We start from the raw sequence: 14649 nt of genomic DNA, 5'->3' as shown, positions 1-14649 counted from the left end.
AGCAGGTGCCGACGATGGGATGTGGTGAGTTGCGCGGGGCAGCTCAGACAACATGCCGCGGGAGGAGGACCGATGCCACTCTCCGAGCATGAGCAGCGGCTGCTCGACCAGATCGAGCAGGCGTTGTATGCAGAGGACCCGAAGTTCGCATCCAACGTGAGGGGTAAGCGACTTCGGAAGCCTTCGCGTGGCAAGCGGTTGCAGGGCATCGTGCTGTTCGCGATCGGTATCACGCTCTTGCCGCTCGGCGTGATGGTGCAGGTGCGGCTCGCGGAGATCCCCATCCTCAGCGTGGTCGGCTTCCTGCTGATGTTCTTCGGGGTGCTGCTGTTCGTGACGTCGATGCGCGCGCAACCGGAGGCCGAGGTCGACACGTCCGGCGAGAAGCAGGACGGCAAGAGCGCCAAGCGGAGTTCCTTCTCGCAACGCATGGAAGAGCGCTTCCGCCACCGCTTCGACGACCGCTAGTCAGCTGATCCTCTCCGCCACCGCGTCAACCTTTGCGGCCCGGCAGTCCTGACATCACTGACGTCGGCAGCAGCTTGCCCTGCCAGGACAGCGGCGCCGACTGATTCAGGCTGTGCCGCAGGCCCTCGAACGCGGCGGCGAGCTCAGGGTCGACGTCCGTGCGATCGCTGTACCAGGACTGCTCCAGCACCCGAACGATGGTGTCCAGGTGGCGCTGTCCTTCGTCGTCCAGCGCGTAGTCGGACGCCAGCCTGCGGGCGGTGTCTCTGACCGTCTCCGCCTCGGCTACTGGCGTGGCCCGGTCGGCCAACTCGTCCAGCAACTCCCGCCACGCTGCGGACGCCGCATCGGGCCTGCCCAGCAGGATGTCGTGCAACCTGCCGCCCCGGTGGTATTCACGCAGCAGCGCCGGCGCGACCAGCGCGCCAGTCACCAGCAGCAGGGCGATGGCGAGCAGCCAGGACGCCATCCAGCCGACCAGCGCCAGCGAGAGCAGCCAGCCTGCCGCGGTCGCGGGCGGTAACCACCAGCGGGCGAGCGCGAGCCGCCGCACCAGCGGCGTGCCCGTGTCGGCGTCCGGCTGGGAGCGCAGCTCGCTGGTACGCCGCACCACGAATACCGTCGCCGCCGTCAGCCATGTCGCGAGCAGTACAAGCAGCAGCACCGGCCAGCGTATCCAGTCCGGGGCCTGCGCGAGGCTAGCGCCGTCCTGGTCGCCGGTTCGCTCCTCGGCTTGCTCTGGCGGTTCCGGGGTGGGGGTGGGGGTGTTCTCTTGCTGGTTCTGACCGTCGGCCCGTTCCTGCGGACCGCCGTTCGCTGAGCTGTTGTCGTCCTCCAGGTATTCCGGGACGACACCCCGGCCGTCGTCCAGCGGTGTCGGGTCGAAGGACACCCAGCCGTGCTCGGGCCCGAAGTAGACCTCCACCCAGGCGTGGGCGTCTTTGGTGCTGATGGCGTTGTAGCCGTCCATCCGCGTGCCGGAGGTGAAGCCGATCGCTACCCGCGCGCCGATGCCTTCGCTGCGCAGCATGACCGCCATCGCGGACGCGAACTGCGCGCAGTAGCCGCGCTTGCCCTCGAGCAGGAAGTGCGCCAGCGCGTTGGTGCCAGCGTTGCTCGCGGTCTCGGTGTCGTAGGTGAAGTCGCCGTCGTCGATGAAGTACTGCCACAGCGCCTGCGCTTTGCCGTATGCGGTGGTCTCACCCGCGACGATCCGGCTGGTCAGCTTCCGCACCCTCGGGTCGATCGGCGGCGGCGCGCTGTAGAACGCTGGAATCTGGCCGGTGTCGGCGTTGGCGCCGCTCAGCTCCTCCTTCGTCGGCTGCGCCAGTGAGGACGTCACGGTGTAGGGCGGCGGCTGCTGTGCCCGCTCGGCGTAGACCGTGCCGCTGACCTGGTCGTAGTACCAGCTGTTGTCGATGCCGGAGATCTGGCGGGGCTTGCCGTAGATCGGCAGCCACACGTCGCGCCAGTGCACCGGCTCGATCCGGATCGTCTTCGGCCGGCCGGAGTCGCCCGCCGCACGGGGCAGCCGGTTGTTGGCGACCACACCGGCGGGCATCGGCCCCGGCCGCAACCGCCAGCCCTGGTTGGGCGCGTAGGTGTCGAGCGTGAACGCCCGCATCAGGCGTTCGTCGTCGTCGAGGCCGCGCACCCGGAACAGCTCGATGTCGTTCTGCTGGTTCAACAACCCTTGCAGTTCGGTGAACGGCTGCAGCCCGAGTCCAGCGGCGGCGGGGCCTCGGTTGCCGCCGCTGGAGTCGAACGGCAACTGGCCCACGGTGCCGATGGTGGTGACGGTGGCCCCGGCGAGCAGACCGCACACGATCGCCACTGAGGCGACGACGGACGGCGTCGACGCCATCGCCGCGCGTTCGCTGACGTGCTGTCTGCCCTGCCTGCCCTGCCATCCGCGATGGCGGTGGCCGCTGTCCAGCGCGATCAGTACCGCGAACATGCCTGCGCCGAGCACGAACGTCCACCACGGCAGCAGCTCGTCCGCCAGCGACGCTGGCACCGCGTACAGGCACAGCAGCACCAGCCCTGACGCCGCAGGCGCCGCGACCGTGACCGCGATGGTGTCCACCAGTACCGCCACCAGGCCGATGCCGATCGTGGCGAGGCAGAGGATCGGCGCGCTCGCCGTAACCGGCGGCAGGCTGGTGCGTATCTGCCCGCCCGCGGCCGCGAGCACCTCGTTCAGCTCGGCGAACGCGGCGGGGCCTGGGACGATGGCGAGGATGCCAGAACTGGTGAACATCCCGGTGATCAGCAACAGCAGCACCAGGATCTGGCCCAGCCCGACCACAAGCGCGGGGGTGCGCAGCGAGCGCAACGCCAGCCCGGTGCAGACGACGAGCACGACTGCGACGATGACGTAGCTCAGCCACGACCAGCCCTTGATGACGCCGGTGAGCGCGGTGGCCGAGCAGACCGTCGCCATCCCGGCGACCGAAGGCGCGATGATCGAGCTGGCCCAGTCCGGCTGGGCGTGCCGCGCGGGGACCGGCTGGCTCATGCGGCCTCCTGATCGCGCGCGGCACGCCGCGCCGTTGACCTGGCGTCGGCCGGCATGGTGTCCGATGATTCGCACCTGCGAGCAGTGCTCGCACCCAATGATTCGCACCTGCGAGCAGTGCTCATGACCCCACCATCGCCGGGTACCAGCGGCCAGCGCGGCACAGCTCCTCCCACACCGAGGGGATGGTGGCGCCAGGCCGGGTGACGACGACGCTCCAGCCAGCCGCGCGCAGCAGCCGCGCCGACTCCTCGACGGCGGCGGAGCGCTGGGTGCCCTTGCCGGTCTCCGTCGACCAGGCTGGGGTGTCCAGCAGCACCGCGAGGCTGCGCATGCCGCGCGCGCGGTGCTTGGTCAGCTCGTGGATCGCCTCGGTGCTGATGCTGCCGAGCACCGCGATCAGCTCCTGGCCGCCCGCGGGATCACCGCCAAGCGTGACGTCGCGTTGGTGCGCGGGTTGCAGCATCGCCAGCGCGTCGAGCGCGAGGTTGTCGTGGGCGGGCCCGCCATCGGAGGGCAGCTCCGCCAGTTCCTTGGCGTGCTCGGTGACCAGCCGCACGCCGTGGCCTGACCGGCGCAGGTGCAACGCGACGCTGGCCGCGAACGACACCGCCCACTCCATGCTTGCCCTCGGCCCCGCCCCATGGTGGGCGGCCGCTCGGTGGTCGAGCAGCACGGTGGTGCCGCCGTGGCGGGGCTTCTCCTCGAGCCGCACCATGATCTCGTCCCGGCGTGCCGTTGAGGGCCAGTGCACCCGGCGCAGGTCGTCACCGTGCCGGTACTGCCGCACGGTGGCGTCGGGCTCGCCAGCGCCGGAACCGCGCTGCACCGAGCCGTCCTCGCCGGTGCCAAGCCCGCCGCCAGACGGCAGCCCGCTGAGCTGCTCCGTCCTCGGCACCACCATCAGCCGGGAGGTGCCGATCAGCTCCCGGTCGAATTCGCAGATACCGAACGGGTCGGTCACCCGTGCGCGCAGCGGACCCACCTGCTGCACCCCGCGCAGCTGCGGGCGCAACCCGTACTGCAGCGGCACCCGCTGGTCGTGTGGCAGGTGCTCGACGATGAACCGAGGCCGCACGCCGAGGCCGTAGGCGACACCGTCCTCGAGCAGCACCTCGCCGGACGGCATCCTGCCGGTGCGCCACAACTGGAGCTGCACCGTCGTCTCCGCGCCTGCCTGCACACGGTCGGGCACCAGCGCGCGAGTCGCGCCGATGCGCACCTTCGACAGTGCGATGAACAGCACGACGAGTAGCGGCAGCGCGACGACGAACACCGCGACCCGCAGCAGGTCCCGTTCGTTGAGTACCCAGGCGCAGATCGCCGCGGCGATCCCCGCCGCGAGGAGACACCTGCCGCGTGTGGTCAGACCGGACAGCATGGCCGTTGGCCGTCAGCGACGTGACGGGTTCGCGCGGGGGACCGGAACGCGCTGCAGCACCGAGCGCACCGTGTCCGCCGCGGAACGGCGCGCGGCGTGCGCCTCCGTCGTCAGCACGAGGCGGTGGGTGAGCACGGGGATGGCCACGGCGTGGATGTCGTCAGGGACGACGTAGTCCCTGCCTGCGAGGGCAGCCTGCGCACGGGCGGTACGGACCAACTGCAGCGTGGCGCGCGGCGACGCGCCGAGCCGCACCTCGGACAGCGTTCTGGTCGCGCCGACGAGATCGACCGCGTACTGCCGCAGCTCACGGGAGATGTGGATGGCACGGACCGCCTTGATCATCCGGCGCAGGGTCGCCGCGTTGGACACCGGCGTCAGGTCGGCGAACGGGTCGTGGCCGGAGTGCTCGTCGACCATCGCGAGTTCGGCGGCCTGGTCCGGGTAGCCGATGGACACCCGTGCGGTGAACCGGTCGCGCTGCGCCTCGGGGAGGATGTAGGTGCCCTCCATCTCCACTGGGTTCTGCGTCGCGATCACCATGAACGGCGTCTCGAGCTGGTAGGTCGAGCGGTCGACGGTGACCTGGCCTTCCTCCATGCACTCCAGCAGCGCCGACTGGGTCTTGGGCGAGGCGCGGTTGATCTCGTCACCGACGACGATGTTGGCGAACACCGGGCCCGCCCTGAACTCGAAGCCGCCGTTCTCCCTGTTGTAGATCGACACGCCGGTGACGTCGCTAGGCAACAGGTCGGGAGTGAACTGGATGCGGCTGACGGTGCAGTCGATGGACCGGGCGAGTGCCTTGGCCAGCGACGTCTTACCGACGCCTGGCACGTCCTCGACCAGGAGGTGTCCCTGTGCGAGCAGAGTCACCAGCGCGATCCGCACGACTTCGGGTTTGCCGACCAGGATCCGTTCGATGTTGGTGGTGATGTCACGGGCAACGGAGTGCAGTTCATCGAGACCGGACAATCCGATGGGGCCCTCGCGTGACGCGCGTTGCGGCGGATGCGATCCGTTGCCGATGATGTCCTCATCCGTCGTCGGGTACGCCGCGGTATGAGCCGCGGTCTCGGTCCTCGACGTCACACGTCCTCCTCGTGAGCAATGCCCCACGATAGCGCGCGGGCGTTTCGCGGCACTGCGACCCGGTGTGATGTTGGTCAGTTGCCATCACTCTGCCTTGCAGTGTGTCAAAGTTCTGTCGCCACGTCCGCCTGGGTTGGTTCGATTTTCACGGCGAATCCAGCAGATCGGCGGCAATCCTGTGGCTTCCCCACATCTCCCCACGGCCGCTACCTGGCGTCTTCCACACGTCCGCTACCGCGGCCAGCGACTGGCGATTTTCTGCCGCGCGGCTGCTCGATGGCGCGCTGGTCGTGACCCGAAAGGGGGAGAAGTGGCCGGGAGGCGGTGTGACGTCCCCACCACACCCCACCCAGTCCCACTCGCTATGACCTGCGAAAACGGTCATGCGATCACTTCTGAATGGACTCATTTCGCGTTGACTGTGGTGAAAAGTGGGGTACGGTGGCGGCAAGTGGGGCGGCAGGGAGCCCCAGGGCCGTGACCTTCCTGGATTGAGCAGGTTCCGGCGGGGAGGTGGTTGCCGTGTTTCTCGGTACCCACACGCCCAAGCTCGACGACAAGGGGCGGTTGACACTGCCCGCGAAGTTCCGTGAGGCGCTGGCAGGTGGACTGATGGTGACGAAGGGGCAAGACCACTGCCTCTACGTCTTCCCGCGTGCCGAGTTCGAGCAGTTGGCCCGCAAGGTGGCGGATGCGCCGTTCACCAACGAGTCGGTGCGGGCCTACCAGCGGTACCTGTTCGCCGGAACCGATGAGCAGCGCCCCGATGGGCAGGGACGCATCGCGATCGCGCCAGAACTGCGGCGCTACGCGGGGCTCAACAAGGAGTGCGTGGTGATCGGTGCGATCACCCGATTGGAGATCTGGGACGCCCAAGCATGGCAGGGCTACTTGGAAGAGCACGAGGACAGCTACGCCAAGGCGCAAGAGGAGGTGCTTCCGGGACTCTTCTGACGCATACGGCAAACCCTGGCTGTCGGGGGGTCAGGGTGGGCCGGTCAGTGAGAGCGGCATGTGGATGTCGTGAGGCCTCTGTCCGCACGGGAATGACCCTGGTGCACCTTCCCCGGCACCAGGTTCACAGCGGAGCGGGCGGGGACCTGACGGCACCCACGCCACAGTGTCCTGGGGGTCCTGGGGCGAGCACGGAGGTGGAAAGGGAGCACGATATGGCAGCAGGTGCCGCGTCGCACGAGCCGGTGCTGCTCGACCGCGTGCTCGAGCTGTTCGCCCCCGCGCTTAACCGAGAGGCCGCCGACGGTGCTGTTCTTGTCGACACGACGCTCGGTCTTGGCGGGCACGCCGATGCGCTGCTGTCCGCGCATCCCTCACTGCGGCTCATCGGGCTGGACCGCGACCCGCACGCGCTGGCCTACTCCCGCGAGCGGCTCACGTGCTACGGCGACCGGGTCCGGCTGGTGCACGCCGTCTACGACGAAATCGCTGACGTCCTCGCCGACGAGGGCATCGGCGCGGTGCACGGCGTGCTGTTCGACCTCGGCGTCTCCTCGATGCAGCTGGACACCGGCGAGCGCGGCTTCGCCTACGCCGTCGACGCTCCGCTCGACATGCGCATGGACGACTCCCGAGGGCAGACGGCTGCCGACCTGCTCAACACCGCGCCGGTCGAGGAGCTGACCCGCATCCTGCGCGGCTATGGCGAGGAGAAGTTCGCCGCCAGGATCGCCAAGGCCATCGCCGCGGCACGGGCGAAGGAGCCGTTCACCACCAGTGCGCGGCTGGTGCGGCTGATCTACGACACCGTGCCCGCGCCGGCGCGGCGCACTGGCGGTCATCCTGCCAAGCGCACGTTCCAGGCGCTGCGGATCGCGGTCAACCGGGAGCTGGACGTCCTGGCTCGCGCGCTACCCGCCGCGCTGGACGCGCTCGCGCCTGGCGGGCGGATCGTCGTCGAGTCGTATCACTCGCTCGAGGACCGGCTGGTCAAGCGCGCGCTCGCCGAACGGTCGCGCTCGCGCACCCCGGAGGGGCTGCCGGTGGAGCTGCCCGGCCACGGCCCCGAGTTCCGGCTGCTGACCAGGGGCGCGGAACGTGCGTCCGAGGCCGAGAGCGAACGCAATCCCAGGGCAACGCCGGTGCGCCTGCGCGCGGCGGAACGGATCGTGACAGAGGAGGCGTCAGGATGACGACGGCGAGCAGGGCCGCGACGGCGGCACGCACGGCGGACACCGAGGCGTCACCGGCACGCGGCACGACGTCGGCATCGGGCCGAACCGGCACTCGGCAGCGCCCTGCCCGGCGCTCGCCGCAGCGATCCCCGCACCGATCGCCCCAGCGAACGACGGAGCATAGCCCGCAGCGGGGCCGCAGTTCGGCGGCGCAGAAGGCCTACGCCCGCAGGGCGCAGCGCACCGCCGCCGTCGACCACGTCGAGAGCGGCACCGCCGCGGCGGGGATGGGTGCGCTGATCGCGCTCCGGCTGCCGCGATCTCGTGCCTCGTTCGTGCTGCTCATGATGGTGATGCTGGCGACGGGTGTCGTGCTGACGCTGTGGCTGTCCACCCAGGCGATCGCGGACTCTTACCGGCTGGAGCGGATGCGGGCCGAGACCGCGAACCTCGAGGAACGCGCCGAGCAGTTGCAGCGCGAAGTCGCGCGGCAGGAGTCGCCCGCTGAGTTGGGGCAGAAGGCAAGGGACCTGGGCATGGTGCCGTCGGGGAACCCGGCGCGCATCGTGGTGTCCGAGGACGGCAAGCCGAAGCTGGTCGGCGAACCGCGGCCGGCGGGCAGGTAACACGCGATGGCAAGCAGTCGGCGACAGCGTGGCGCCGCGCCCCGGCGTGGGACACGCGGGGCGCCGGCCGCACGGGCGCGCACCCGTTCCTCGGCGACGTCCCGTAGCGGCGCCCCGTCGCGTACCAGCGCCGCGCGTGCCACGACGTCGTCCCGCGCTCCGGTGCGGAACAAGCGGGGCGCGCCGCAGCGCGGCAGGCGGGTTCGCACCCGCCTGCGCACGCGGCTGCGTGGCGCGCTGCGCTGGCCCCGCAACCGCTACACCACCGCCGCGCTGATTCTGGTGACGGTGCTCAGCCTCGCGGGGCTGAAGCTGGTTTACCTGCAGGCGTTCCAGGCGGAGGCGCTGTCGGAGCGTGCCGAGCGCCAGCGTGAGACCGTCATCGAGATCCCCGCCAAACGCGGCGACATCGTCGACCGCAACGGCACCCAGCTCGCGTTCAGCGTCGAGACCCGCACCTTGCAGGTGAACCTGCGCGCCATGCGCGAGCAGTGGGCGGAACACGACCGCACAAACCCGGAGTCCGACAAGGACTTCGAGGCGCGGATCGCCGAGATCTCGCGGTACATGGCGAAGAAACTGCCTGAGCTGACTACCGAGGAAGACCTGCTCGCCCGGTTCCGCAAACCGGGTCCGTTCACCTTCCTTGTCGACAACGTCGAGCCGTCGGTCGCGAACGAGATCACGAATGAGTTCCCCGAGATCGCACAGGAGCAGCGCGCGTTGCGGGAGTATCCCGGCGGGCGGCTGGCGTCGAACATCGTCGGGTTCGCGAACTGGCGGATGGACTCGCCGGATCGGTCCAAGCACAACATCCACGGCCTGATCGGGCTGGAGAGCGCGCGGGACAACAGCCTCGTCGGCAGGCCGGGCAGACGGCTGGTCGATACCAGTGAGGGCGATGACATCCCGATCCCGGGCACCGCGAAGGAGCTGCGGTCTGCCGTGAGCGGCTCCGACCTCGAGCTGACCATCGACTCCGACGTACAGTACGAGCTGCAGCGGCGGCTGGCCGACTACGTGACGCGGACCAATGCCAACGGCGGCAGTGCGGTGATCATGGACGCCGAAACCGGCGAGGTGTACGCGCTGGCCAACGACGCCACCTTCGATCCGGACAACATCACCGCCGCTTCCGAGAAGGAGCTGAACAACCAGGCGGTGACGACGCCGTTCGAACCGGGCTCGGTGAACAAGGTCATCACCGCGGCCGCCGCGCTGGAGTACGGGGTGACGACGCCGCGGTCGCGGATCATGGTGCCCGGTCAGATCACCGTCGCCGACCGCACGATCAACGACGCCTGGCCGCATGGCACGTTGCCGTTCACCACCACGGGGGTGTTCGCCAAGTCGTCCAATGTGGGCACGCTGAAGCTGGCGCAACGGGTCGGCGAGGACCGCTGGCTCGACATCGCGCAGAAGTTCGGCCTTGGTGAGCGCACCGGCATCGGCCTGCCCGGCGAGAGCGCGGGCAGGGTGCCGCCGCGCAACCAGTGGTCGGGTTCGACGTTCGGCAACCTGCCGATCGGGCAGGGGCTGTCGATGACCGTGGTGCAGTTGGCAGGCATGTACCAGGCGATCGCCAACGGCGGGGAGCGCGTCCAGCCCCGCATCGTCAGCGCCACCGTGCGCGAGGACGGCACAAGGGTGCCGGAACCCGCGCCGGATCGGGTGCGGGTCGTCAGCGAGCGCACGGCGGATCAGGTGCTCAAGATGTTGCGCGCCACCACGCAGGACGCTCCCGGCTATCAGAACGACGGGACCGCGCCGCCCGCCGCCATCGAGGGCTACCAGATCGCGGGCAAGACCGGGACCGCACAGCAGATCAACCCGGTGACGGGCAGCTACTCGCAGTCGAAGTACAACATCACCTTCGCGGGTGTGCTGCCAGCCGACGATCCGCGTTTCGTCGTCGCGATCCGGCTCGACGCGCCCGACACCACGCTGCCGCTCGGTCACTCCGCGGGTCCGCTGTTCCACGACATCGCCGCCTACCTGGCGCAGCGTTACCAGATCCCGTTGTCGGACAAGCGCGCTCCCGTGGTGCCGCTCATCCTCGACTGAGCGCCGTCATCGCGGTGAACCGTGCTGTGCACTAAGTAGTACCCGAATAGTGACCGAAACGATCTCGGGATCGGTTCAGTTCACCCCGGGGCGTCGGCTAGGCTGTGTGGACGTGACGCGACGAGCGAAAATCGTATGCACCCTGGGCCCTGCCACGGCGACCGCTGAGAAGGTGGGTGACCTGGTCCGCGCTGGCATGAACGTCGCGCGATTGAACTTCAGCCACGGCACCCACCAGGACCACAAGCAGGTCTACGACCTGATCAGGAACACGGCAGCCGAAACGGATACTCCCGTCGGCATCCTCGCCGATCTGCAGGGCCCCAAGATTCGCCTTGGCACCTTCGCCACCGGGCCGACCGAGTGGCGCACTGGTGATGTCGTCCGGATCACCGTCGAGGACGTGGCGGGAACGCACGATCGGGTGTCGACCACGTACAAGGGGCTCGCCGACGACGCCAAGCAGGGTGACCGGCTGCTCGTCGACGACGGCAAGGTCGCGATGACGGTGCTGCGGGTCGAAGGCCCCGATGTCGTCTGCGAGGTCGTCGAGGGCGGCCCGGTCAGCGACAACAAGGGCGTGTCGCTGCCGGGTATGGACGTCTCGGTGCCAGCGTTGTCCGACAAGGACATGGCCGACCTCGAGTTCGCGATGCAGCTTGGCGTCGACTTCGTCGCGCTGTCGTTCGTGCGCTCGCCCGCCGACATCGACTTGGTGCACCAGGTGATGGACCGGGCAGGCAGGGGCAGGGTGCCGGTCATCGCGAAGCTGGAGAAGCCGGAGGCGATCGCCAACCTGGAGGCGATCGTGCTCGCCTTCGACGGCGTCATGGTGGCGCGTGGCGACCTCGGCGTCGAGCTGCCGCTGGAGCAGGTGCCGCTGGTGCAGAAGCGTGCCATCCAGATCGCCCGCGAGAATGCCAAGCCGGTCATCGTCGCCACTCAGATGCTCGACTCGATGATCGGCAACTCCCGGCCCACCCGCGCGGAGGCGTCCGATGTGGCCAACGCGGTGCTCGATGGCGCCGACGCGGTGATGCTCTCCGGCGAGACCAGCGTCGGCCGGTATCCCATCGAGACGGTCGAGACCATGAGCCGGATCGTGACGGCGGTCGAGGCGGAGTCCACCGCCGTGCCACCGCTGAGTCATGTGCCCCGTACCAAGCGCGGTGTGATCTCCTACGCCGCCCGCGACATCGGGGAGCGGCTCAATGCCAAGGCGCTGGTCGCGTTCACGCAGTCCGGTGACACCGTGCGCAGGTTGTCGCGGTTGCACACCCGGCTGCCGCTGCTGGCGTTCACACCACTGGAGAGCGTTCGCTCGCAGCTGGCGCTGAGTTGGGGGACGACGGCGCAGATCGTGGCGTCGGTCGACTCGACGGATGCGATGGTGCGCCAGGTCGACCAGGCGATGCTTGCCATGCCGCGTTACCAGCCGGGCGACTTGGTCGTCGTGGTCGCGGGATCGCCCCCCGGCACGGTCGGCTCGACCAATCTCATTCGGGTGCACCGGCTCGGCGAGGAAGATCACGCCTGATCACCTGCCCTCTACAGTTGGCCGCGTGAGGATTGCTCGCAGATCCGAACTATTGGACGTCATGCTGGCCGACGTCGTGTCTTGGCGCGGCGCGCGCGATTGAGGAGGCCGCATGAGTGATGCGGAACCAGTTGAGGAGCAGGTCTCGCTCGACCGGCTCGTGGCCCTGCTCGATCTCGAGAAGGTCGAGGAGAACATCTTCCGGGGCGTGTCCCCGCCGGACTCTCCGGTGCGGGTATTCGGCGGGCAGGTCGCGGGCCAGGCACTGGTCGCCGCGGGCAGAACGGTGCCTGCCGAGCGGCACGTGCACTCGCTGCACGCCTACTTCATCCGGGGCGGCGATCCGCGCGTGCCGATCGTCTACCAGGTGGACCGCATCCGGGACGGCCGCTCCTTCACTACCCGCAGGGTGGTCGCGGTGCAGCACGGCAAGGCGATCTTCTCGCTGGCGGCGTCGTTCCAGAAACAGGAGGACGGCGTCACGCACACCACGCCGATGCCAGCGGTGCCCGACCCGGAGTCGCTGCCCACACTGGCGGAGCGGTTCGCGGAGTTCGGCGACGACATGGTCGACTATGCCCGCAACCGCCCGATTGACCTGCGCTACGTCAACGACCCGCCGTGGGTGACCCGCTCAACGGGCGGCAGGACCGGGGCCAACCAGGTCTGGATGCGAGCCAACGGCACGCTGCCGGACGACGAGCTGTTGCACGTGTGCGTGCTGACGTACGCGTCCGACCTGACATTGCTCGACTCGGCGCTCGCGCGGCACGGTGTGTACTGGAATATGGACAAGGTGCTCGGCGCCAGCCTCGATCACGCGCTGTGGTTTCACCGGCCGTTTCGTGCCGACGACTGGTTCCTCTACGACACCGACTCGCCCACCGCGTCCGGCGCGCGCGGGCTGGCGACGGGGCGGTTCTTCGCCCGCGATGGCACGCTGATCGCCACTGTGGTGCAGGAAGGGCTGCTCCGGGTGCTCGACAGCGACGCTGACGGCCCCGATGGCGCTAACGGCGATGGCTCCGAAGCTCCCGGCCGCGGCGACTGACCTACGACGTCGACTCAGCCAGCGGGGAAGACCGGACGGAAGTGCCGTGGCGTACACCGAGGCCGGGACCAACGTGGACACGGTCCCGACCTCGGTACACCTGACCGAACGACGAAGGGGGAACCGGGGAGGGTGTCGTCCGGCCTCAGCGGACGCCATGGTGACGCCAACACTGACGCAGGTGCGCATCGCCAGTGTACTGCTCGAATCTGCAACTTGCAGATTCGAGTCCGGATCGTAATCAGCCCCACATCGGGTAGCCCGGGCGCGCGAATCTCGGTGAGCTGATTAGATGCCACATGCAGATGCAAGAGCACACGCAGCACGGCAGGAGGTGCGTCCGTGTCACGGGGCCGAGGGCCGACGGTCCGCCGCCGTAGGCTCGCCAGTGAGCTGCGGCGGCTGCGGGAGGTCGCCGACCTGACCATCGACGACGTGAGCGAGAAGCTGGAATGCTCGGCGTCGAAGATCAGCAGGATCGAGACCGGGCACGTCGGTGTGACGCCGCGCGACGTCAGGGACATGCTTGAGCTGTACGGCGTCGCTGGTGACGACAGGGAAGCGCTGGTCCAGCTGTCTCGCGAGGCGCGCACCAGAGGCTGGTGGCACGCCTACAGCGAGGTGTTCACTGGCGCGTTCGTCGGTCTGGAAGCCGACGCCAGCTCGTTGCGTGCGTTTCAGGCGCTGCTGGTGCCAGGACTGCTGCAGACCGAGCGGTACGCGCACGCGGTGATCAGGGCGATGCGGCCCGATGCCGATGAGCAAGAGATCGAGCGCAGGGTAACCGCGCGGATGCAGCGGCAGCGGCTGCTGACCGAGCCCGCCCCGCCGGAGTACTGGGCGGTGATCGATGAGGCCGTGCTGCACCGCGCCGTCGGCGGTTCCGATGTGATGGCGGAACAGTTCGAACGGCTGCTTACCATGGCGGCGCTGCCGCACGTGACGATCCAGGTGGTGCCGTTCGGCGCGGGCGCGCACCCCGGCATGGAGGGCCCGTTCCTGATCTTGGGCTTCCCGGAACAGGCCGACCCCGATGTCGTCTACGTCGACAGTACGACAAGCGGGGCCTACCTTGAACTGCCCGCCGACGTCCGGCGGTACTCACTGATGTTCGACCACCTGCGCGCGACGGCGCTCAAACCGGACGACTCGACCGACCTGATTTCCGGGCTTGCCTCGACCGCCACGAGCGGGAGGGAAGAGTAATGATGACGAGTAAGGAGTGGAATTTGGTGCTCAGCAGGGACGACGAACGCACCGTCGAGTGGCGCACGAGCAGCTACAGCGGCGGCGGCAACGACTGTGTCGAGGTGGGATTCATCGATGCGGCGCCGGTCGTGCGCGACTCGAAGCACCGGGACGGCGGCGTGATCCGGATTGAGACCGCGCAGTGGCAGGAGATGCTGCGCGCCGCGCGTACTGGCGCGCTCGACCTGCGCTGACCGCACCCGTGGCACTCCCTTACCCCCGGTGAGCAGAGGTAAGCCGGGGTAAGGGGTGCCGCGACCGCACTGGGCGACGTGAACGCCCGATGTGACGCCAGGGGCCTCAGCACGACCGTGGAGATCAGCACCGACACACCACGGTTCGAAGGAGAGCCCCATGATCCCCTACCGCACCTATGACGCTGTGATGGCCGAGGTCGACTACCGCACCGCCCGTTACAGGGCCGAGGCTCGACGTGCGCGCCTGCTCCGGCTGGCTGGCCGTCCGCGCCGCCTGAGCCTGTCACGCGTGAAATGAATTCGGGTACGGCCGAATGTTGTCGGCCGTTCACCGTACG

Annotated in this window: 13 protein-coding genes; 10 read left to right on the top strand and 3 right to left on the bottom strand. The window is 68.9% G+C overall.

The window, feature by feature from the left end; genetic code table 11:
• Positions 1–72 precede the first annotated feature (72 nt).
• A complete protein-coding gene (locus AMYHA_RS16530) occupies positions 73–468 on the top strand; it encodes a DUF3040 domain-containing protein (RefSeq protein ID WP_034272345.1) in 396 nt (131 codons plus the stop codon).
• A gap of 25 nt (positions 469–493) precedes the next feature.
• Here the strand turns inward: AMYHA_RS16530 and AMYHA_RS16525 are convergent, their stop codons facing one another.
• From AMYHA_RS16525 to AMYHA_RS16515, 3 genes are all read right to left on the bottom strand, one after another.
• On the bottom strand, positions 494–2986 hold the full coding sequence (locus tag AMYHA_RS16525; protein ID WP_084037314.1) for a transglutaminase TgpA family protein: 2493 nt from the start codon (positions 2984–2986) through the stop codon (positions 494–496).
• A gap of 121 nt (positions 2987–3107) precedes the next feature.
• Positions 3108–4367, bottom strand: a complete 1260-nt coding sequence (locus AMYHA_RS16520; protein ID WP_034272343.1) for a DUF58 domain-containing protein — start codon at positions 4365–4367, stop codon at positions 3108–3110.
• Positions 4368–4379: 12 nt separating this feature from the next.
• On the bottom strand, positions 4380–5348 hold the full coding sequence (locus AMYHA_RS16515) for an AAA family ATPase (protein WP_231104961.1): 969 nt from the start codon (positions 5346–5348) through the stop codon (positions 4380–4382).
• A gap of 633 nt (positions 5349–5981) precedes the next feature.
• Here AMYHA_RS16515 and mraZ point away from each other — a divergent pair.
• From mraZ to AMYHA_RS27090, 9 genes are all read left to right on the top strand, one after another.
• A complete protein-coding gene (gene mraZ, locus AMYHA_RS16510) occupies positions 5982–6413 on the top strand; it encodes a division/cell wall cluster transcriptional repressor MraZ (protein WP_034277588.1) in 432 nt (143 codons plus the stop codon).
• Positions 6414–6628: 215 nt separating this feature from the next.
• Positions 6629–7606: a 16S rRNA (cytosine(1402)-N(4))-methyltransferase RsmH gene (gene rsmH / locus AMYHA_RS16505; protein ID WP_034272341.1), complete on the top strand. Its 978-nt coding sequence runs from the start codon at positions 6629–6631 to the stop codon at positions 7604–7606.
• Positions 7603–8214 carry a hypothetical protein gene (locus AMYHA_RS16500; RefSeq protein WP_051400002.1) on the top strand — a complete coding sequence of 204 codons (612 nt, stop codon included), beginning with the start codon at positions 7603–7605 and terminating at the stop codon, positions 8212–8214. Before rsmH ends, AMYHA_RS16500 begins: the two co-directional genes overlap by 4 nt.
• A 162-nt stretch (positions 8215–8376) precedes the next feature.
• Positions 8377–10278 carry a peptidoglycan D,D-transpeptidase FtsI family protein gene (locus AMYHA_RS16495; protein ID WP_034272339.1) on the top strand — a complete coding sequence of 634 codons (1902 nt, stop codon included), beginning with the start codon at positions 8377–8379 and terminating at the stop codon, positions 10276–10278.
• A gap of 112 nt (positions 10279–10390) precedes the next feature.
• Positions 10391–11815: a pyruvate kinase gene (pyk, locus tag AMYHA_RS16490; protein WP_034277584.1), complete on the top strand. Its 1425-nt coding sequence runs from the start codon at positions 10391–10393 to the stop codon at positions 11813–11815.
• Positions 11816–11927: 112 nt separating this feature from the next.
• Positions 11928–12866, top strand: coding sequence for an acyl-CoA thioesterase II (tesB, locus tag AMYHA_RS16485; RefSeq protein WP_084037310.1), 939 nt, complete (start codon positions 11928–11930; stop codon positions 12864–12866).
• Between the two features lie 342 nt (positions 12867–13208).
• On the top strand, positions 13209–14072 hold the full coding sequence (locus AMYHA_RS16480; protein ID WP_034272337.1) for a helix-turn-helix domain-containing protein: 864 nt from the start codon (positions 13209–13211) through the stop codon (positions 14070–14072).
• Positions 14073–14074: 2 nt separating this feature from the next.
• Positions 14075–14308, top strand: coding sequence for a DUF397 domain-containing protein (locus AMYHA_RS16475; RefSeq protein ID WP_157362561.1), 234 nt, complete (start codon positions 14075–14077; stop codon positions 14306–14308).
• 160 nt (positions 14309–14468) lie between these two features.
• Positions 14469–14609, top strand: a complete 141-nt coding sequence (locus tag AMYHA_RS27090; RefSeq protein WP_157362170.1) for a hypothetical protein — start codon at positions 14469–14471, stop codon at positions 14607–14609.
• Positions 14610–14649: the final 40 nt, after the last annotated feature.

This window comes from Haloechinothrix halophila YIM 93223, assembly GCF_000504245.1.
GTDB classification, from domain to species: Bacteria; Actinomycetota; Actinomycetes; order Mycobacteriales; family Pseudonocardiaceae; genus Haloechinothrix_A; species Haloechinothrix_A halophila.
The sequence above is the reverse complement of the archived record's forward strand: the minus strand, read 5'-3'. Positions and strand labels throughout refer to the sequence as shown.

Excerpts from the sequence above, each read along its gene's own strand:
- AMYHA_RS16475 (WP_157362561.1), top strand. The coding sequence starts at position 14,075 with ATGACGAGTAAGGAGTGGAATTTGGTGCTCAGCAGGGACGACGAACGC.
- AMYHA_RS16500 (WP_051400002.1), top strand. The coding sequence starts at position 7,603 with ATGACGACGGCGAGCAGGGCCGCGACGGCGGCACGCACGGCGGACACC.
- AMYHA_RS16525 (WP_084037314.1), bottom strand. The coding sequence starts at position 2,986 with ATGAGCCAGCCGGTCCCCGCGCGGCACGCCCAGCCGGACTGGGCCAGC.
- AMYHA_RS16530 (WP_034272345.1), top strand. The coding sequence starts at position 73 with ATGCCACTCTCCGAGCATGAGCAGCGGCTGCTCGACCAGATCGAGCAG.
- AMYHA_RS16520 (WP_034272343.1), bottom strand. The coding sequence starts at position 4,367 with ATGCTGTCCGGTCTGACCACACGCGGCAGGTGTCTCCTCGCGGCGGGG.
- AMYHA_RS27090 (WP_157362170.1), top strand. The coding sequence starts at position 14,469 with ATGATCCCCTACCGCACCTATGACGCTGTGATGGCCGAGGTCGACTAC.
- tesB (WP_084037310.1), top strand. The coding sequence starts at position 11,928 with ATGAGTGATGCGGAACCAGTTGAGGAGCAGGTCTCGCTCGACCGGCTC.
- rsmH (WP_034272341.1), top strand. The coding sequence starts at position 6,629 with ATGGCAGCAGGTGCCGCGTCGCACGAGCCGGTGCTGCTCGACCGCGTG.